General features: G+C 73.5%; 17 protein-coding genes. 13 read left to right on the top strand and 4 right to left on the bottom strand.

Features of this window, described 5'->3' with window-relative positions; all coding sequences use genetic code 11:
• Positions 1-63: 63 nt before the first annotated feature.
• The 3 genes from ACLBYB_RS16655 to ACLBYB_RS16645 form a co-directional block, all read right to left on the bottom strand.
• A complete protein-coding gene (locus ACLBYB_RS16655; protein ID WP_447699433.1) occupies positions 64-1125 on the bottom strand; it encodes an MBL fold metallo-hydrolase in 1062 nt (353 codons plus the stop codon).
• 141 nt (positions 1126-1266) lie between these two features.
• On the bottom strand, positions 1267-1503 hold the full coding sequence (locus ACLBYB_RS16650) for a DUF6894 family protein (RefSeq protein WP_020092591.1): 237 nt from the start codon (positions 1501-1503) through the stop codon (positions 1267-1269).
• A gap of 294 nt (positions 1504-1797) precedes the next feature.
• Positions 1798-3054: a transglycosylase SLT domain-containing protein gene (locus tag ACLBYB_RS16645; RefSeq protein ID WP_447699496.1), complete on the bottom strand. Its 1257-nt coding sequence runs from the start codon at positions 3052-3054 to the stop codon at positions 1798-1800.
• 349 nt (positions 3055-3403) lie between these two features.
• Between ACLBYB_RS16645 and ACLBYB_RS16640 the strand changes: the two genes are divergently transcribed.
• From ACLBYB_RS16640 to ACLBYB_RS16590, 11 genes are all read left to right on the top strand, one after another.
• Positions 3404-4594 (top strand): inositol-3-phosphate synthase, encoded by a 1191-nt coding sequence (locus ACLBYB_RS16640; RefSeq protein WP_056526026.1) that lies wholly within the window; start codon positions 3404-3406, stop codon positions 4592-4594.
• A gap of 245 nt (positions 4595-4839) precedes the next feature.
• A complete protein-coding gene (locus ACLBYB_RS16635; protein WP_447699432.1) occupies positions 4840-5769 on the top strand; it encodes a hypothetical protein in 930 nt (309 codons plus the stop codon).
• 44 nt (positions 5770-5813) lie between these two features.
• The gene (locus tag ACLBYB_RS16630; RefSeq protein ID WP_447699431.1) at positions 5814-6995 is read left to right on the top strand and encodes a class I SAM-dependent methyltransferase; all 1182 of its coding nucleotides are present in this window, start codon (positions 5814-5816) and stop codon (positions 6993-6995) included.
• Positions 6995-7990, top strand: a complete 996-nt coding sequence (locus ACLBYB_RS16625) for a Gfo/Idh/MocA family protein (protein ID WP_447699430.1) — start codon at positions 6995-6997, stop codon at positions 7988-7990. Before ACLBYB_RS16630 ends, ACLBYB_RS16625 begins: the two co-directional genes overlap by 1 nt.
• A 219-nt stretch (positions 7991-8209) precedes the next feature.
• The gene (locus ACLBYB_RS16620; protein ID WP_447699429.1) at positions 8210-9811 is read left to right on the top strand and encodes a YcaO-like family protein; all 1602 of its coding nucleotides are present in this window, start codon (positions 8210-8212) and stop codon (positions 9809-9811) included.
• Positions 9808-10680 carry a sugar phosphate isomerase/epimerase family protein gene (locus tag ACLBYB_RS16615; RefSeq protein WP_447699428.1) on the top strand — a complete coding sequence of 291 codons (873 nt, stop codon included), beginning with the start codon at positions 9808-9810 and terminating at the stop codon, positions 10678-10680. Before ACLBYB_RS16620 ends, ACLBYB_RS16615 begins: the two co-directional genes overlap by 4 nt.
• A gap of 85 nt (positions 10681-10765) precedes the next feature.
• Positions 10766-12004 carry a glycosyltransferase family 4 protein gene (locus ACLBYB_RS16610; RefSeq protein ID WP_091679479.1) on the top strand — a complete coding sequence of 413 codons (1239 nt, stop codon included), beginning with the start codon at positions 10766-10768 and terminating at the stop codon, positions 12002-12004.
• Positions 12005-12046: 42 nt separating this feature from the next.
• Positions 12047-12805: a PIG-L deacetylase family protein gene (locus ACLBYB_RS16605; protein WP_447699495.1), complete on the top strand. Its 759-nt coding sequence runs from the start codon at positions 12047-12049 to the stop codon at positions 12803-12805.
• A complete protein-coding gene (locus ACLBYB_RS16600) occupies positions 12795-13424 on the top strand; it encodes a uracil-DNA glycosylase (protein ID WP_020092581.1) in 630 nt (209 codons plus the stop codon). The genes ACLBYB_RS16605 and ACLBYB_RS16600 overlap by 11 nt, the downstream gene beginning before the upstream one ends.
• A gap of 152 nt (positions 13425-13576) precedes the next feature.
• Positions 13577-14665: a lysylphosphatidylglycerol synthase domain-containing protein gene (locus ACLBYB_RS16595; RefSeq protein ID WP_447699427.1), complete on the top strand. Its 1089-nt coding sequence runs from the start codon at positions 13577-13579 to the stop codon at positions 14663-14665.
• A 19-nt stretch (positions 14666-14684) separates the two neighbouring features.
• The gene (locus ACLBYB_RS16590; protein ID WP_447699426.1) at positions 14685-15956 is read left to right on the top strand and encodes an ATP-binding protein; all 1272 of its coding nucleotides are present in this window, start codon (positions 14685-14687) and stop codon (positions 15954-15956) included.
• Here the strand turns inward: ACLBYB_RS16590 and ACLBYB_RS16585 are convergent.
• Positions 15938-16549 carry a glutathione S-transferase family protein gene (locus tag ACLBYB_RS16585; RefSeq protein ID WP_447699425.1) on the bottom strand — a complete coding sequence of 204 codons (612 nt, stop codon included), beginning with the start codon at positions 16547-16549 and terminating at the stop codon, positions 15938-15940. The two genes, ACLBYB_RS16590 and ACLBYB_RS16585, sit on opposite strands and share 19 nt — an antisense overlap.
• Before the next feature lie 174 nt (positions 16550-16723).
• Between ACLBYB_RS16585 and ACLBYB_RS16580 the strand changes: the two genes are divergently transcribed.
• Both ACLBYB_RS16580 and cueR read left to right on the top strand, forming a co-directional pair.
• The gene (locus ACLBYB_RS16580; protein ID WP_447699424.1) at positions 16724-19198 is read left to right on the top strand and encodes a heavy metal translocating P-type ATPase; all 2475 of its coding nucleotides are present in this window, start codon (positions 16724-16726) and stop codon (positions 19196-19198) included.
• On the top strand, positions 19195-19656 hold the full coding sequence (gene cueR, locus ACLBYB_RS16575; RefSeq protein WP_091679471.1) for a Cu(I)-responsive transcriptional regulator: 462 nt from the start codon (positions 19195-19197) through the stop codon (positions 19654-19656). The genes ACLBYB_RS16580 and cueR overlap by 4 nt, the downstream gene beginning before the upstream one ends.
• Positions 19657-19678 lie beyond the last annotated feature (22 nt).

Genomic DNA, 19678 nt, shown 5'->3' with positions numbered 1-19678 from the left:
GCATACAGAATGATGCACGCATCGTGCCCAATGGCCGCCGGCGTTCCCCGGACAGCCCGGGGGTCAGGCCTCCCAGACCTGGCCGGGCCTCAGGGCGACGAAGCGCTCGGCCGGGATGCCGGCCCCGCCGAGGGCCGCCGCCAGCGCCTCGGCGGGCCGCTCGACGCCCTCGTCCGTGAGCTGGAACGTGCCCCAGTGATGGCCCAGCGCCTGCTCGGCGCCGAGCAGGCCGAAGACCTTCACCGCCTCGGCCGGGTCGACGTGCTGCGCCTGCATGAACCAGCGCGGCTCGTAGGCGCCGATCGGCAGCGTCGCGAGGCGCGGCGGCCCGAACCGCGCCCGCACGTCGGAGAAGAGGGCACCGTCGCCGAAACCGGTGTCGCCGACATGGTAGTGCACGCCGCGGGGCGAGGTGATCACGAAGGCGCACCACAGCGCCATGCGCCGGTCGTTGACGCCCCGGGCCGACCAGTGGTTCGCGGGCGTCAGATGGACCTGCAGCCCGTCGCCGAGATCGACCGACTGTCCCCAGTCGCGGGTCTCGACATGCATCGTGTTGTCGTAGCCGCGCAGGATCGTGTCGTTGCCCAGCGGCGCCACGATCAGCGGCTGGTGCGCCTGCCAGAGCCGGGCGAGGCTCGGCCCGTCGAGATGGTCGTAGTGGTTGTGGGTGACCAAGATCGCGTCGATCGGCGGCAGGTCGGCGAAGGCGATGCCCGGCGGGTTGACGCGCTTCGGCCCGGCGAAGCGGACCGGGCTCGCGCGCTTGGCGAAGACCGGGTCGATCAGGATGTTCCGGCCGGCGACCTGCACGAGGTAGCTCGCGTGGCCGATCAGCACGACCCGCAGGCCCTCGACACGCTCCGGCGGCCGGTCGGCCGGGTAGGGGCTGGGGAAGCTCTTGGGCCAGGGCTCGCGCTGCCGCTTGGCCTGCCAGCGCAGCACGTCGGGGAGCGCCTTGTCGGTGGACTGACCGGGCAGGAAGAACCGCAACCCGTCGAAATGGTCGGAGGTCGGGCCGCGGTAGTACGGGTTCCGGCCGCGCCGGTGCGCGGCGTAGCCGACGCCGCCGAGTGTCATGACCGTGGCCGCACTCGCGACCGTGAGCAGGCTGCGCCGTTTCATGGGTCCGAGATGGCCGGAACCGGGGGCCGGTCAAGCACTGCCGCGGCGCGGCGGGGAGCCTCAGGGCGGTTTCGGCGCCGTCTCAGGGACGTCGCTCAGCGACGTCTGCAGGGACGCATCAGGCGGCCGGAGCGCGCCGGCTCACTCCACCATCTCGGCAGCGAGGGACAGGCGCGCCCGGTAGACCACCTTGCCGACGCCGTCGCGGACGCAGGCCACGTAATCCTGGCGCTCGACCTCCGGCAGCATGTCGCGGGCGATCGCCGACATGATCCGGGTGACCTTGGCGCGGGCCGCCGGAAGGTCCGGCAGGTCGAATCCGACCTCATCGTGGATCGGCTGGGAGCCGTCGTGCAGGTCGATGAAGTAGCGGGGCATCGGCGCCAAGCATCTCTAAGAGAAGTAGTCTGCCGACAGGATTGGTCTTGCTATGGTTAACAGTGCCTTAAAAGCCGAGCTTTGAGGCCGCTCCACGGTCGGGCGAAAGCCGCTTCCGGCCTCGCTGCGCCGCGCCCGACCCGCCCCGGCGTTTCGGGACGCCGCGGACGGCCGCGGGCCGGCGCGGGAGACTTCCTCGGCGGCCGCGGCCGGGAGAGCCGCCCATCCGGCGGATCCGGCGGCCCGATGCCGCGAGCCGGCCCGCTCAGGCGGGCCGGCGCCGCGATCCGGTTCTCACACGCCGTCCGGCGGCAGCGCCTCCGTCACCTCGACGCGGCGGTTGCCGGCCACCGGAACCGTCTCCTCGGTGGCGGCGACGTCGCTCTGAGCCGGCGCCCTGTCGAGCGCCTCGGCGACCGCCGCCACGCCCTGATAGCGGGTCAGCCGCCGGTCGATCATGCCGTCGATCCGGTCGTGCAGCTCGGACACGGTCAGGCTGCGGCGCTTGCCGCCCGTCTTCTCGGTGAACAGGCCGCGATTGGCCCGCGCCGCGGTGCGGAACTCGCGGCCGGCGACCTCGTCGGGCTTCTCGGAAGAGAGCGACAGGAAGCGCCCGGCGCTCGCGGTGCCGAGGAAATGGGCGAGGTACAGCTCGGTCGTGGTGAGCGCCCGCCCGACCCGGGCCTCGATCCGGTCACGGTCGCGCTTGATCAGCTCGGCCGCCATCAGGGCGGCGACGCGCGGGTCGTTGCGCAGGCCGAGCACCCGGGCGCGCATGCTGCCCGTCACGGTGATCGCGGCGCCCCGGCCCTTCACGGCGGCGGCTTCCTCGGCGAGCCCGTAGCGCGCGCCGTAGTCGCGGATCATCTCCAGCCAGGTGCGGGCGACGAACTGGAACAGGCCCTGCGCCGAGGAGGTCGCGGCCTTCGCCGCGGTGTCGAAGCTCGATTCCTTGTCGGCGAGCGCCATCATGTAGACGGGATCGACGCCGGCCTCGTCGGAGGCCTTGACGATCGTGTCGACCACCTTGCGCGGCACGCTGCGCTCGCCGAACTTGACCGCGTCCTGCTCCTGCGTCACCCGCGGCAGGGCCGCGAGGTCGTCCTGGATCAGGGCCGTGGTGGCGGGCTCCTGCTCCGGCAGGGGCAGGCCGTTCCAGGCATCCTTCGCCGGTGCCGGAGCCGGCGCCGGTGCCTCTGCCGATGCCGCGGGCGCCTCGGCGGGAACCGCGGGCTCGAACGCGCGTTGAGCGAGTTCCTGAGCGGCGCGCGGGCTGGTGTCGACCCGGTCGTGGGCCTGGGCGGCCGGCGCGAAGTAGGCGGGCGCGAAGGCGGCCTGCGGCAGGCCGAACCCGGCGACGAGCCCGAGGGCCAGCGTCCCGGAGATCCGGCCGAGGCCGGTGCGGCGAAGTGACCGGCGCCCTGCGTCGCGCCCGGCCCGCGGCAGCCACGCCACGGCTTCATCCTCGAAATGCCCCGTGCCGGTCAGGGTCTGCGGCACGAGTCGGTTCACGTCGTCGGCGCAACGCGCCGGCTCCGGGAAAACCCCCATCATCGGTCCTCTTCTAGATCGGTCCTTGCGTCCGCCCGGCTCTGACGGCCGGGTTTTTTCTGGAAGCGGCGGCCCTATCGACGCCGGCCGTGACCAGAATGGGACGGCCCCGTGATCCAAGCGTGGCACGGTCAAGGAAGGGTTAACCCTCCCGCTTAGGGCCCCGTTAACGCCGCCGACCGGCGGCCGACCGGCCGCGCGCGGGACGACGACGGGGCGATGTTGTCGCATTCGGGTTGGAACGGAGCACCGCCGAGCCAGTTAGGTACGGCCCCGGGGGGGTGAACTTCCGTCCCAGGACGGACCCTTCAAGACGCCACCCGCGTCCGCACAAGGACATCAGTTTCCGATGAGCATGCAGTCCGGTCGCCGCGTCGGTGTCGCCTTCGTTGGCATGGGAGGCGCCGTCGCCACCACCGCCATCGCCGGCATCGAGATGATCAAATCCGGCTCCAACCGTCTCGACGGGCTGCCGCTCGCCGGTCTCTCCGTGGCCGGCATGGCCGACTACAAGGACCTCGTCTTCGGGGGCTGGGACCTGAACGGCGACGACCTCGCCTCCGCGGCGAGCGGGCACGGCGTGCTCTCGAAGGACGACATCGAGAACGGCGCCCAGGTCCTGAAGGGCATCACGCCCTGGCCGGCGGTCGGCAGCGCGAAGTTCTGCAAGAACATCGACGGTCAGAACCGGATCGTCGCCAAGGACCACCGCGAGGCGGTCTCGGTGATTGCCAACGATCTCCGCCGCTTCCAGAAGGAGAGCAACCTCGACGACGTGGTCGTGGTGAACCTCGCCTCCACGGAGCGCTGGCCTGACCTCAGCGACCCGACCCTGAACTCGACCGCCGCCTTCGAGAAGGGCCTGGATTCGAGCGACGAGGCGATCTCGCCGGCGATGCTCTACGCCTACGCGGCGATCAAGAGCGGCATCCCCTACGCCAACTTCACCCCGAGCGTCGCCGCCGACGTCCCGGCGCTCCTCGACCTCGCCAAGGAGCTGAACGTCCCGGTGGCCGGCAAGGACGGCAAGACCGGCCAGACCATGATGAAGACGGTGCTGGCCCCCGCCTTCAAGGCGCGCGCCCTCCACGTCGACGGCTGGTTCTCGACGAACATCCTGGGCAACCGCGACGGCCTCGCCCTGAACGATCCGAACTCGCTGCAGTCGAAGCTCAACACCAAGGGCACGGTGCTCGACTCGATCCTCGGCTACCCGGTCGAGGACCACCTCGTGCACATCCACTATTACCGCCCGCGCGGCGACGACAAGGAAGCCTGGGACAACATCGACGTCACCGGCTTCATGGGCCAGCGGATGCAGATCAAGGTGAACTTCCTCTGCAAGGACTCGATCCTGGCCGCGCCGCTCGTCATCGAGATCGCCCGCGTCCTCGATCTCGCGAGCAAGCGCGGCGACGGCGGCGTGCAGGAGCAGCTCTCGACCTTCTTCAAGGCGCCGATGGTCAAGAACGGCCACGGTCCGGAGCACGCCTTCGGCAAGCAGGAGCAGATGCTCCGCGACTGGCTGGGCGTGCACTGAGGCTTCCCGCATCGACGGGCATGGTCTGAACTCGGTACGGCCCCTTCGTCGATGACGGGCCGGAACCGGCCCCCTCTCCCGCATGGGAGAGGGTCGGGGTGAGGGACCCGGTCCTCCCGGAGAGGTCGCATCCCTCACCCTGTCCCTCTCCCGCATGGGAGAGGGGACCCGCGTCCAGCCGGACGACGGGCGAGTCCGTCCCAGCCGCCTGTGAGGCCGTGAGCCTCATCCGGCCGAGAGAAGTGATGCCCCGCGAGAACCACCCGTCGCAATCCGGTGCCGCAGCGCCCGAGGCCCTGCGCGACCTTCTGGTCGAGATGAACGACCTCAAGCGCGTCCGCTCCGCGGGCCGTACGGGCTCGATCGCCGAGCGGCTGTTCGCGCAGGGGTGGGGGCTGCTGACCGGCGGCGCCGCGCCGGACGACGTCGCCCTCGACATCGCGGCCGTCACGCTGGCGGCGACGCGCCTCTGCGACCTCGACGCGGCCTTCCTGACCGCGGCGGGGCTCTCGGACGAGGCCGCCTCCGCGGTGCTGGTGGCGGGGTTCGACGCCGTCACCGGAGAGCTCGATCCGGACCTCCGCGACCGCCTGCGCGCGCGGCTCGCGCCGCGTCCGGCCGGCCGGCCCGGGCCGCTGCCGGGCTTCGTCGGCGCCCTGGCGCAGCAGCCGCGGGCGGGCGTCACCTGTCCCGGCCGCGCCCGGATCCTGCTGGAGCCGCCGGAGAACCACGCCGAGCACTGCCTGATCGTGGCGGTCTACGGCGTCTGCCTCAGCCCGTTCTACCGGGCCGATCCCGGCACCGTGTTCCTGGCCGCGATGGCCCACCACTTCCACAACGCCGCCATGCCGGATGCCGGCTTCACCGGCGAGATGCTGCTCGGCGACCATCTCGGCCCGATCATGGCCACCACCACCGCGTGGGCGCTCGCCGAGCTCGACGCGCCCCTGCGGGCCCAGGTCGAGCGCGCCCGGGCGGTGCTGCCCGACGATTCCACCGCCGAGGGCCGCGCCTTCCACGCGGCCGACTGCATCGACCGCGTCCTCCAGATCGCCCAGCACCTGCGCGGGGCCTCGACCACGATGGGGATGGTGCTCGACGAGTGGGAGCTGGTCCATGCCGGCCCGGTGAAGGGCTTCCACGATCGTGTCCTCGCCGACATGCGCATCCCTTGATCGCCGGACCCGGTCGCCCATCTGCCCGGGCGGCCCCGAGAACCATGATCCCGTTCGAACTCAGATCGCCGGACACCGGCAACCCGCTGAAGGCCGACGGCCCGCACGCCCTGCGCGACGCGGAGACCGGCGCGCGCTGGCCCGTGATCGATGGCATCCCGTACCTGCGGATCAACCGTGCGGCCCTGGTCGAGCGGGTGCTCGCCCATCTCGACGCCGGCGAGCCCGACGAGGCGCTGGCCGCGCTGCTGGTCGATCAGGATGATTGGTGGAACGGGCCGCCGGCCGATCCCGCCGGGATTATCCGCCTGATCAAGACCCGCCGCGAGGCGACCCTCCGCGAGGCGGTCGAGCTCCTCGGCTGGGGCCGCGTCGGCGACTACTTCCTGCACCGCTGGAGCGACCCGACCTTCCTGGCCGGCCTGTCGCTGCTGGAGGCGCACTGGAACGAGCCCGTCTGCGTCTTCGAGTTCGCCTGCGGCATCGGCCACTACCTGCGCGAGTTGCAGCGGCGCGGCTGCAAGGTCGCCGGCGCCGACGTGGTCTTCGCCAAGCTCTGGGTCGCGCGCCACTGGGTCGTGGCCGAGAAGGCGCAGCTCGTCTGCTTCGACGCCGGCTCGCCCCACTGGCCGATCCCGGGGGCGCCGGTCGACCTCGTCGTCTGCAACGACGCCTTCTACTTCCTCGACGACAAGGCGGCGCTCCTCGAGAACCTCCGCCAGAACGCCGGCGACGACGGCTGGCTGGCGCTGAGCCACATCCACAACCGCGACTGCCCGGGCTTCTCGGCCGGTCGCGCGGTGACGGCCGAGGAGATCGCCGAGTTCTTCCCCGACGCCCTGGTCTACGACGACGCGGAGCTGACCCGGGCGCTGGTCGAGGCGCGGGCGCCGGGCCCGCAGGACCCCGCCGCCCTGCGAAGCTGCGAGGCGTTCTCGGTGGTGTGCGGTCCCGGGATGCGCCCGGCGCCGCGCGCCCTGGTCGACGGCCTCACCCTGCCGAAGCCCGGCACCGTGCTGCGGCTCAACCCGCTCTACGTGCCCGAGGGCGGCGGTTACGTCATCCGCTGGCCCTCGGAGCGCTACGAGGCGGAGTACGCCCCCCGCGCCACGTACCCGCTGCACTCTCCGGGACCGGAGTCGCTGACCTTCGACGAAAGCCTCGATGCGTCGGAAACGCAGCGCGTGCGCGTGCGCGAGTTCGTCGACCTGCCGGAGCGGTGGTGATGGACGCGGTCGGCTGGGGCATCGTCGGCTACGGCTGGGTCGCCCGCGACTACATGGAGCCCGGCATCCGCGCGGCCGGGCACCGGCTGGTGGCGGTCAGCGATCCGAACCCGGAGAGCCGCGCGGCCGCCGAGCGGGCCGGTGCCCGCGTCCACGCCGATCTCGCCGGCCTGATCGCCGAGCCCGCGGTCGAGGCGGTCTACGTGGCGACGCCGAACCACCTGCACCGCGGCGCCGTCGAGGCGCTGGCCGCCGCCGGCAAGGCGATCCTGTGCGAGAAGCCCATGGCGGCGACGCTGGCGGATGCCGAGGCCATCGCGCACGCCGTCGAGTCGCAGAAAATCTTCTACGGCACGGCCTTCGACCAGCGGCACCACCCGGCCCACCGGATGATCCGCACGCAGATCGAGGCCGGCCGGCTCGGCACCGTGACGGCGGTGCGGATCGTCTATGCCTGCTGGCTCGGGCGCGACTGGTCGGAGGCCAGCCAGCCGAACTGGCGGATCGACGCCGCCCAGGCCGGCGGTGGCGCCCTGATGGACCTCGCCCCGCACGGGCTCGACCTCGTGGACTTCCTGCTCGGCGAGCCGATCACCACCATCGCGGCCCTGACCCAGACCAAGGCCCAGGATTACGCGGTCGACGACGGCGCCCTGCTGATCGGGCGGACCGCGGGCGGCGCACTGGCGAGCCTGCACGTCGCCTACAATTGCCCCGACGCGCTGCCCCGCCGCCGCCTGGAGGTGGTCGGCACGAAGGGTCTGCTCGTCGCCGAGAACACGATGGGCCAGACGGCCGGCGGCTCGCTGACCTTCGTCGACGGCGCCAGCGGGCGCGCGGAACCGCTCGCCTTCGACGCCGACAGCTCGCCCTTCACCGAGCAGGTGCGCGCCTTCGGCTCGGCGCTGCGCCGGCCCGAGGAGCGGGCCGCGTACGCGGCGTCCCGGGACCTTCACACGATGCGGCTCGTCGCCCGCGCCTACGGGCAGGGGTAGCGGACACAGGATACGCAGCCACGGAACCACACCCCGGCATCTCCCACCCACGCCCTCATCCTGAGGTGCCCGCGTCAGCGGGCCTCGAAGGAGGGCTCCAGGGATCGCGCGTCCGGCTGGAGCCCTCCTTCGAGGCCCCCGCTGCGCTTCGGCTCCTCGGGATGAGGGGATGAATGGGAGGGGGCACGGCGCACGGTTCGAGGAAGACGGGAACACGACGTGACCAACGCAGACGCCTTCCACGACCAGGACGACCGCGCCCGCCACGAGCGGATCAAGGCGCCGCGCCCCTACCGTTTCGGCGCCAAGCGGCCGATCGAGGGCCTGCCCGAGACCCTGCCCGACCCGGTCAGGGCCTATCTCGACGTGCTGCCGGAGGGGCGCGTCGTCGGCTTCCCGCTGGCGCCACTCGATCGCACCGGCATCCCGGTCTGGTTCGTGGCCCTGTTCCTCGACGACCCGTTCTTCGTGGGCGCGATGCCGTCTGGGATCGGCTACGGCGCCACCGACGACGAGGCGCTGATCGGCGCCGTGGCGGAGATCGCCGAGAACCTGATGCCGTCCCTCGCGGTGCTGCCCCGCGCGAAGGAGCGGGCGAGCTATACCGATCTCGTCCGCGTCTACGGCGCCAAGTCGGTCGCCGACCCGCTGACCCTGTGCCTGCCCGCCGGGTCCCCGGTCGGCCGCGACACGGTGCTCGAGTGGACGCCCGCGATCCGCCACGCCACCGGCGAGATCGTCCTGATGCCGCTCGACGTCGCCGCCACCGACTATTTCGAGCTGTCGGAGGGCTACAAGCCTTTCACCAACCTGATCACCAACGGCCTCGGCGCCGGGCCCGACGTGCCTTTCGCGCTGGGCCACGGCGTGCTGGAGCTGCTCCAGCGGGACGGCAACGGCCTACTGTTCCGGGCCCTCGACCAGGGCGTGATGCTCGACCTCGACGGCATCGGCCCGGAGAACGCCGCCATGCTGGCCCGACTGAAGGACCTGGGCATCCGGGCGCTGCCGAAATTCGCCACCGACCAGTTCGGGCTGACCAACCTCTACGTCGTCGGCTACGACGAGGACCCGGCGCGCACCCCGGCGCCGATCGCCCTCTCGGCCTGCGGCGAGGCCTGCGATCCGGACCGGGAGCGGGCCCTGCGCAAGGCGCTGCTGGAATTCCAGGCGGCCCGGGTGCGCAAGACCTTCGGGCACGGCCCGCTCGACATGGCCGCCACGGTGACGCCGCCCGGCTACGTCGACGCGTTCATCCAGAAGGCGCTGCCCAGCCTGGACCTCGAGGAGAGCCGCGCTCTCCAGGCCATGCTCGAATGGATCGAGATGCCGGCGGCCGACCTGCGCGGCGTGCTCGCCGACACGGTCTATTCCGAGCGCAGCACGAAGCGATTTACGGACTTGCCCTCCACTCGGGCCGCCGACGGCCATGCGCGGGGGAAGATCGCCTGCGACCGGCTGCTCGAAGCCGGGTTCGACGTGCTCTACGTCGACTGCACACCGCCGGGCGGCGGGGTCGGCGTCGTGAAGGCGATCGTGCCGGGGCTCGAGGTCGAGACCATGAGCTACTACCGGATCGGCGAGCGCAACACCAAGAAGCTCATCGACCGCGACCATCCGCTCATCCAGTTCGGCACCGAGAGCGAGACTTTGCGGCCGGTGCGTCTGACCCCTGAAGCCCTGGAGCGGTTCGGCGGCCAGCCGCTGTTCGACGTGGCCCTGGCCGAGCGGATCGTCGGGCGGCACTATCCGCTCTACCGCGAGCCGGAATCGCACCACGCGCCGTTCCGCCTCGCCCAGCGGAAGGGGAGGGCGGCGTGACGCTCCGGTTCGCCTACAACACCAACGGCGCGGCCAACCACCGCCTCGACGACGCGCTCCACCTGATCAAGGCGGCGGGCTACGACGGCGTGGCGCTCACCCTCGACATCCACCACCTCGACCCCTTCGCCGACACCTGGGCGGCGGAAGCCGGCCGGGTGGCGAGCCTGCTGGAGAAGCTGGAGCTGACCTGCGTCATCGAGACGGGCGCCCGCTTCCTCCTCGATCCGTCCGCCAAGCACGAGCCGACGCTGGTGACCGCCGACGCCGCGGGCCGCGCCCGGCGGGTCGGCTTCCTCAAGCGGGCGATCGAGATCGGCGCCATGCTCTCCGCCGAGGCGGTCTCGTTCTGGGCCGGCGTGCCGAAGCCGGGCGTGGATCCCGGCGAGGCCCGGCGCTGGCTGGAGGAGGGGCTGCACGAGGTCGCCTCGTTCGCCGCCGAGGCCGGTGTCGTGCCCTGCCTGGAGCCCGAGCCCGGCATGCTGATCGAGACGCTCGACGACTACGCTTCCCTCTCCGTGCCGGGCTTGAAGCTCGCCCTCGACACCGGCCACTGCCTCGTCACGGGCGAGCGCGAGCCGGCGGCCGCCGTGCGGGAATTCGCCGACCGGATCGGCACCGTGGCGATCGAGGACATGAAGCGCGGCAGCCACATCCACCTGCCGTTCGGCGAGGGCGACATGGACGTGCCGGGTGTCCTGGAGGCCCTGGAGGCGGTCGGCTTCGGCAAGCTGATCTGCGTCGAGCTGTCCCGCGAGAGCCACCGGGCCGACGTGATGATCCCGCAGGCGCTGGAGTACCTCCGCGGCTGCCGGCGCCCCGGCCCGGTCCTGGCCGGCGAGCAGGAGACGCGGCGGCAATGGCAGTGAGAGCCGAACCGCGGCGAGGCGAGGATCGGGCACGGGAGAAGGGGCGCCTCGGCGCCTCGCCCAGTCGATGCGAAGGTGCGGCGCGATGAGAATCCTCTTCCTCAGCCGCCGCTACTTCCCGGCGATATCGGGCATGAGCGTCTACGCGCAGAACCTGCTGCGCGAGCTGGTCGGCGCCGGCCACGACGTCACGATGATCTCGCAGTACCGGGGCGACGCCTTCGGCACCCGGGTCTACGGGGGCGGGCCGCCGCCGCCGGTGCCGGGCGTGCGGGTGATCGGCCTGGAGCAGCTCGGCGAGCAGGCGTCGGGCGACTTCGAGCGCGACATCGCCGCCATGGTGGACGCGATCTGCCGCGAGCACGCCCGACAACCCTTCGACATCCTGCACGCGCAATACGGTTACCCGACCGGCTGGGCGGTGCTGCTCGCCGCGCGCGAACTCGGCGTGCCGAGCGTCGTCTCGATCCAGGGCGGCGACGGCCACTGGGTCGGCTCTTGCTGCGAGACCCACCGGGTCGCCATGTGCGAGGTGCTGGCCCACGCCAACGCGCTGCTGATCGGCGGCGCCTCCTTCGTGGACGAGGTCTGCGAGCGGCTCGGGTCGGACCCCGCCCGCTTCACCATCGTGCCCGGCGCGGTCGACACCGACCGGTTCGCGCAGGGCACGCCCGACGGGCTGCCCGCGCCCCATCCGGGCCCGGTGCGGCTGTTCTACCACGGCCGGGTCGACCGCCGGAAAGGCGTGCTCGACTTCATCGAGGCCCTGGCGATCCTGCGCGCGCAGGGCACGCCGTTCGCCGCCACCATCTCGGGGATCGGGCCCGACGTGGACCCGGCCAAGGCGCTCGCCGCCGAGCGCGCCTTCTCGGAGCGGGAGATCGCCTTCACGGGCTACGCCGAGTACGCCACCGTGCCCGACCTCTACCGCCGCGCCGACGTGTTCGTCTCGCCGACCTACGCGGAGGGCTTCTCCAACACGATCCTGGAGGCGCTCGCAGCAGGGCTCGCCACCGTCTCGTGCCACGCGGTCGGCGTCTCGGACTGCCTGCGCGACGGGGAGAACGGGCTGCTGGTGAACCCGGGCGACGTCCCGGCGCTGGCCGCCGCGCTCACCCGGGTCATCGCGGACGCGGATCTGCGCCGCCGCATCGCGACGGCCGGCTTGGAGGAGTGCCGCCGCGTCTACTCGTGGCACGCGGTCGGGCGGCAGATCATGGACGTCTACGCCCGCGTGCGCGGCGAGCGGCCGGCCACCGGCTTCTCGCCGGATCTGCCCCACGATCCGACGTGTCGCTTCCGCGCCGAGCCGCACCTGCTCTGAGCGCGCGGGTTGGAACCCATCGAGACCGTCGCACCCCGGACCATGCCCACCGCGCTCGCCCTCTCCCCCCATCTCGACGACGCGGCCTTCTCGTGCGGCGGCCTCCTGGCAAGCCTCGCGCAAGCTGGCTGGCGCGTGGTGATGGCGACCCTGTTCACCGGCAGCGTCGCCGAGCCGAGGGGCTTCGCGCTCGCCTGCCAGCTCGACAAGGGTCTGGGACCGGAGGTCGACTACATGGCCCTGCGCCGGGACGAGGATGTCCGGGCTGCCGCGGCGCTCGGCATCGCGCCGCCCGTCCACCTGCCGTTCAGGGAGGCGCCGCACCGGGGCTACGGCTCGGCGCCGGAGCTCTTCGCCGACACGCGCGCCGACGACGGCGTCGCGGCCGAGCTGGCACCGGCCATCGCGGGGCTGATCGCCGCGGGGAGTCCCGATCTCCTCCTGGCTCCGCAGGCGATCGGCGGGCACGTCGATCACGTCCAGACCGTGCGGGCGCTGCGCGGCCTCGCGCCGGCGCAGCCGATCCTTTGGTGGCGCGACTTTCCCTACACGGTGCGGGAGGCCGCCCCGAAGGCGCCCCTCGCCGACCTGTTCGCCGACCTCGCCGAGCCGGCGATGCGCCTCGCCCCGGAGGCCCAGACCCGGAAGCGCGCCGCCTGCGCGGCCTATGCCAGCCAGATCGGCTTCCAGTTCGGCGGCGTGGCCGGCCTCGACGCGCGCCTCGCCCGGGAGGAGGGCACCGAGCGCTTCCGCCTGTCGGGCCGCCTCGGCCTCACGATCCCCGGCCTCGATGCCGGCTGAGCCGCGGGCGCCGAAGGCGCTGGCCGATCCGGAAGCCCTCGCGGCCCGCCGCGCCCTGATCGACAGCCCCCACATCGCACCGATCCGGGCGCTGGCGGCGCGCGTCGCGGCCGAGCGCGGCGCCCCGGTCCCGGCGCCCGACCCCCTGGACGGCGGCGTCGGCGCGCGGATGCTCCTCCTCCTCGAGACCCCCGGCCCGGCGGTCCTGCGCACCGGCTTCGTCACCCGCGACAGCGCGAACGGCACGGCCGCGAACCTGTTCCGCTTCCTCGCCGAGGCCGGGCTCAGCCGGGCCGACACGCTGATCTGGAACGCGGTCCCCTGGCTCATCCACGCCGAGGGCGCCCGCAACCGGGCGCCCCGCCGGGCGGAGGTGGCGGCGGCCGCGCCCTATCTGGCCCCGCTCCTCGACCTGCTGCCGCGCCTCGCCGTGGCGGTGCTGGCCGGCCGCTTCGCCGGCGAGGCCGCGCCCGCCCTCGCGGCGCTCCGCCCCGACCTTCCGGTGATCCGGGTGCCGCACCCGAGCCCGACCTATGTCTGCACCGCGCCGGAGGTGCCGGAGCGGATCCGGCGCGGCCTCGCGGAAGCGGCCGCGATCCTCGATCGGACCTCCGGCTGAGGATAGATCGCCCGTCACGGGCCTGCCTTCCCTGGCCTTGCGCCCCGGTTCGGCCTACATGCGGGGCAACGGGCCGCGGTCCGGGAGATTCCGGCACGGGCTGACGGCCTTCGGGCCGGGCCGCGCAGCCGGAAGGGCGGACGCCGATCGGCATGAATTTTCAGGGACAGCACCGGAGCCCGGCCGAGCCGGTCGAGCCGGTCCAGCACGATGCCGAGGCGGGCTCGAAGCGGAAGAGCCGGCGCAGCCGCTATGCCTGGATCGGCACGGCGGCCAGCATCGTGCTGTTCGCCGTCTCCCTCGGCGTCCTGTGGAAGCTCGTGCAGAGCGTCAGCTGGGCGGAGGTGCGCAGCGCCATCGCGGCGGCGACCGCCGAGCAGCTCGGGCTCGCCTTCCTGTTCGTCGGCATCAGCTACCTGTTCCTGACCGGCTACGACGCGCTGGCCCTGCGCCAGCTCAAGATCAAGGTGCCGTACCGGATCACCGCGCTCGCCTCCTTCACGAGCTACGCGGTGAGTTTCACCCTCGGCTTCCCGCTGCTCACCGCCGGGACGATCCGCTACTGGATCTACGCCCGGCAGGGGCTCTCGACGGCCAAGATCGCCGCGCTCACCGTCATCGCCGGGTTCACCTTCTGGCTCGGCATGGGCGTGGTGCTGGGCCTGAGCCTGATCATCGAGGCCGGCCAGCTCGCCGGCCTCGCCTTCACGTCGATCCGGATCAACCAGGGCGTCGGCCTCGCGGCGCTCGCCCTGGTGCTCGGCTACCTCGCCTGGGTCTCGGCCAAGAAGCGCAGCATCACCGTCAAGCAGTGGCGCCTGGAGCTGCCGGGCGCCTCGGTCTCCATCGGCCAGATGATCGTCGGGATCGGCGACGTCTGCGCGGCGGCGGCGGTGCTCTACGTCCTGCTGCCCCAGGAGACGACGCTCGGCTTCACCACCTTCCTGGCGATCTACGTGCTCGCCGCCATGCTGGGGATCGCGTCGAACGCGCCGGGCGGGATCGGGGTGTTCGAGGCGACGATCCTGCTCGCCCTGTCGAGTCTGCCGCGCAACGAGGTGCTGACCTCGCTGCTGCTGTTCCGGGCCTGCTACTACGTCGTGCCGTTCGTGACCGCCCTGGCGATGCTCGGGCTGTACGAGATCGTCAAGCGCGCGGGCGGCGCCCGCGATCCCGGGCCTCCGGAGGGCACGGCCGGCCCGTCCGGCCGGGCGTGGCACGACGAGTCCGAGCCCCGCTGATCGGCCGGCCGCGCCCGCCATGTCCGGCCGCCTGCGCAGCTCCCCCGCCTGGACCGGCGCCGCGATCGCCGCGGGCCTGCTCGGGCTCGCCACCGCCCTGGCCGGGCGGTTCGATCTCCCGCTGATCCTGATCGGCCTCGCGGCGGTCTGCCTGGGCGGCTGGCTCGGCGGGCGCGGCCGCGAGGCGCCAGTGCCGCGCCCGGCCACCACCACGCCGCGCCACGCCGTCGCCGAGGCGCTGCTCGCCCACGTGCCGGACCCGGTCATCCTGGTCGACCGGCGCACCCTGGTGCTGGAGGCCAATCCCGCCGCCCGGGCGCTCCTGCCGGCCCTCCACCAGGCCCGGCCGCTGTCCTTCGCGCTCCGCGACCCGGAGGTCCTCGACGGCATCGAGGCGGTGCTGAGTTCCGGCCTCCCGCGCCGCGTCGCGCTGTCGACCCGGGTGCCGCTGGAGCGGACCTTCGATGTCCAGATCGGCGCCCTGCCGATGCCCGACGGGTCCGGCGTCAGCGCGCTGCTGTTCCTGCGCGACCTCACCGCGGCCCGGCGCCTGGAGGCGATGCGGGTCGACTTCGTCGCCAACGCCAGCCACGAGCTGCGCACGCCGCTCGCTACCCTGATCGGCTTCATCGAGACCCTGCAGGGGCCGGCCCGCGACGACGCGCAAGCCCGGGAGCGCTTCCTGGAGATCATGCGCGTCCAGGCCCTGCGGATGACGCGGCTGATCGACGACCTGCTGTCGCTGTCGCGGATCGAGCTGCGCGAGCACGTCGCCCCCACCGCGGTGGTCGATCTTGGGGCGCTCGCCCGCCAGATGGTCGACGCCCAGGGCCCGCCCGCCGAGGCGCGGGGCGCCACGATCCGGCTGGAGGAGGGTGCGGGCCCCTACGCGGTCCCCGGCGACGCCGACGAGCTGGCGCGGGTGATCGAGAACCTGATCGAGAACGCCGTGAAGTACGGCGGCGGCCGGATCAGCGTCGGGCTCGCCCGCGAGGACGACCCGCGCCTCGGGCCCCGCGTCGTCCTGTCGGTGGCCGATGACGGGCCGGGCATCCCGCCCGAGCACATCCCGCGGCTGACGGAGCGCTTCTACCGGGTCGACGTCGCCTCGAGTCGCGCCCGCGGCGGCACCGGGCTGGGGCTCGCCATCGTCAAGCACAGCCTCAACCGCCACCGCGGCCGCCTCGCCATCGAGAGCGCGGCCGGCGAGGGGACGACCGTGCGGGTCAGCCTGCCCGAGTACGGCGCCGCGCCGCCGCAGTTCGCGGCCGATCAGGCCGGCCCGGTATAGGGGCCGATCCCGAGCCCGGCCTCGACGCGCCCGACCCAGGCGCGGATCGCCGGGTAGTCCGTGAGGTCGAAGCCCCCCTCGTGGGCCATGCGCGTGTAGGCGACGAGCGCCACGTCGGCGAGGGTCAGGATCTCGCCCGCCATGAAGGCCGAGCGCCCGAGGGTGTCCTCCATCAGCCGCAGGGCGTCGGCGCCGCGCTCCGCGAGCTTCGGGTCGAGATCCTCGGGCGCCCGCTTGAGGTAGTGGAGCTGGTAGCGGCGGACCGCGATGTAGGGCTCGTGGCTGTACTGCTCCCAGAACATCCACTGCAGCATCCGGGCGTGGGGCAGGGGCTCCGCGGGGACCAGCGCGGAGCCATCCGCGAGGTAGACGATGATCGCGTTCGATTCCGACAGCACGGTGCCGTCGGGCAGGACGACGATCGGCACGCGGCCGGCGGGGTTCAGGGCGAGGAACTCGGGCCGGCGCGTCCCGCCGCCCGGGACGTCGACGTCGCGCCAGACCGCCGGGATGCCGAGATGCGCCGCGACCCATTTGACCTTGAGGCAGTTGCCGGAACCCGGGTCGCCGTAGATCGTCAGCGGCTCGCTCATCCGTGTCCCCATCGCTCCGGTGGGCGGTGACCTTGGCCGGGCGGGCGCGATTCGACAACGGCCGCGGCCCGCATCGACCGGCCGGATCCGGAGCCTCGCCCGCGAACCCTTGACCTTCCCATCATGGGAAGCTCCATCTGACCGGGCATGGATGCTTCCAACCGGACAACCGCCATGTCGAGATCCGTCGCCCTGACCCTCCCCGTCGAGGGCATGTCCTGCGCCTCCTGCGTCGGCCGCGTCGAGCGCGCCCTCGCGGCGCTGCCAGGCGCCCGTGACGTGGCGGTGAACCTCGCCACCCACCGCGCCAGCCTCGTCCTCGACGGGGCGACGAGCCCGGGCGACGTCGCGACGGCGCTCGCGGATGCCGGCTACCCCGTCCCAGAGACGCAGAGCCTGCTGGCCGTGGACGGGATGTCCTGCGCGAGTTGCGTCGGCCGCGTCGAGCGGGCGCTCGCCGCCGTGCCGGGGGTGACCGGCGCCAGCGTCAACCTCGCCGCCGGCCGGGCCGCGATCCGCCATCCCGAGGGGGTGGTGCCGATGGACGCGCTGGTGGCGGCCGTGGAAACGGCCGGTTACGAGGCCCGGCCGGTCGAGGCCGGCCACCCGGTGGACCCCTCCGCCCGTCAGGCCGAGGAGGGGCGCGCCCTGCGGCGCGACCTGATCGTCGCCGCCCTGCTCTCGGCGCCCGTCGTGGTCCTCGACATGGGTGGCCACCTTCTGCCCGCGCTGCACGGCGGCCCCGTGACGGCCCTGGTCCAGGCCGCGCTGGCCACCCTGGTCCTCGCCGGCCCAGGGCGGCGCTTCTTCCTGCGCGGCGTCCCGGGCCTGCTGCGCGGCCATCCCGACATGAACGCCCTGGTCGCCCTCGGGGCCGGCGCCGCCTACCTGTACTCCCTGGTCTCGACCCTGGCTCCGCACCTCCTGCCGGCCGGGGCGGCGCACCTCTATTTCGAGGCGAGCGTCCTGATCGTCACGCTGATCCTGCTCGGCCGGACGCTGGAGGCCCGCGCCAAGGGGCGCACCGGCCAGGCGATCGCGCGGCTGATGGACCTGACGCCGAAGACCGCCCGGGTCATCCGCGACGGCGCGGAGACCGAGGTTCCCCTCGACGCCCTGCGCCTCGGCGACGTCGTCCGGGTGCGTCCGGGCGAGCGGGTGGCGGCGGACGGCGCCGTGGTGGCCGGTAGCAGCCACGTCGACGAGAGCATGGTGACGGGCGAGCCGGCCCCGGTGCGCAAGGGGCCGGGCGATCCCGTGGTCGGCGGGACGCTCAACGGCCGCGGCAGCCTCGACCTGCGGGTCGAGGCCGTGGGGGGCGCCACCGTGGTGGCGCAGATCGCCGCCATGGTGGAGCGCGCCCAGGGCGGCAAGCTGCCGATCCAGGCGCTGGTCGACCGCGTCACCGGTCGGTTCGTCCCGGCGGTGATCGGCATCGCCGTGGTGACCTTCCTGGCCTGGCTGGCGCTGGCGCCGGCCCCGGCGCTGGGTCCGGCCCTGGTCAACGCCGTCGCGGTGCTGATCATCGCCTGCCCCTGCGCCATGGGGCTGGCGACGCCGACCGCCATCATGGTCGGCACCGGGCGCGCGGCGGCGCGCGGCGTGCTGTTCCGCGACGGCGCGGCGCTGCAGGGCCTGCGCGACGTGCGGGTGGTGGCCCTCGACAAGACCGGCACCCTGACCGAGGGCCGCCCCCGGCTCACCGAGATCGTCCCGGCCGCCGGTGTCGCGGAGGACGCGGTGCTGGCCCTCGCCGCCGCGCTGGAGACCCGCTCCGAGCACCCGCTGGCCGGCGCCGTCGTGGCGGCGGCCCGCGAGCGCGGCCTCGACCTGCCGGAACCGGGCAGCTTCGAGGCGGTGGCGGGCTTCGGGATCGCCGGACGTGTCGCGGGCCGGGCCGTGGCCCTCGGCGCGCCGCGCTACCTGGAGCGTCTCGGCGTCGCCCTCGACCCGGATCTCGCTGCCCGGGCCGAGGCGCTGGCGGGCGCGGGGCGGAGCCCGATCCACCTCGTCCTCGACGGGCGCCACGCCGCGATCCTGGCGGTGGCCGATCCCGTGAAGCCGGGCGCCCGCGCGGCGGTCGCGGCCCTGAAGGCGCGCGGCCTCGCGGTGGCGATGGTCACGGGCGACGATCCCGTCACCGCCGCCGGCGTGGCGCGGAGCCTCGGCATCGACGCCGTGGCCGCCGGGGTGCTGCCCGGCGGGAAGGTCGAGGCGGTCCAGCGGTTCCGGGCCGCGCACGGGCCGGTGGCCTTCGTGGGCGACGGCATCAACGACGCGCCGGCGCTGGCCGAGGCCGATGTCGGACTGGCGATCGGCACCGGGACCGACATCGCCGTCGAGAGCGCCGACGTGGTGCTGATGTCGGGCGATCTGGAGGCCCTGGTCGAGGCCCTGGCGCTGTCGCGGGCGGTGATGGCCAATATCCGCCAGAACCTGTTCTGGGCCTTCGCCTACAACGCCGCGCTGATCCCGGTGGCGGCCGGCGTGCTGGTGCCGTTCGGCGGCCCGGCCCTGTCGCCGATCCTAGCCGCGGGCGCCATGGCGTTCTCGAGCGTGTTCGTCCTGGGCAACGCCCTGCGGCTGCGCCGGGCCGGCGGGCGTCCCGCGGCGGCCGAGGGGCCGGCGCTGGCCGCGAGGCCGGCATGAGCGCGGCGACCCTCACGATCGGCGAGGCGGCGCGCCGGACCGGCGTCTCGGCCAAGATGATCCGCTGGTACGAGGCGACCGGCCTGCTGCCGCCGGCCGCCCGGTCCGAATCCGGCTACCGCCACTACGGCGAGGCGGACCTGCACACGCTGCGCTTCATCCGCCGCGCCCGCGACCTCGGCTTCAGCGTGGACGCGATCGCGGATCTCCTGGCGCTCTGGCGCGACCGCGCCCGGCCGAGCGCCGGGGTGAAGGCGATCGCGCAGGAGCAGATCGCCGATCTGCGCCGCCGCATCGCCGAGATGGAGGGCATGGCCCGGACGCTGGAGCACTTGGCGGAGGCCTGCTGCGGCGACGCGCGGCCGGACTGCCCGATCCTGGACGACCTCGCCGCGGGCGACCATACACCCGCGCCGCGGCGGCGCGGGCGCGGGATCACGGGGCGGGGTGCGGCGTGAGCGGGGCGCCGCGGATACCGAG

The organism is Methylobacterium sp. D54C, assembly GCF_053345595.1.
Note: the sequence above shows the minus strand (reverse complement) of the source record. Positions and strands in the feature narration are given on the sequence as shown.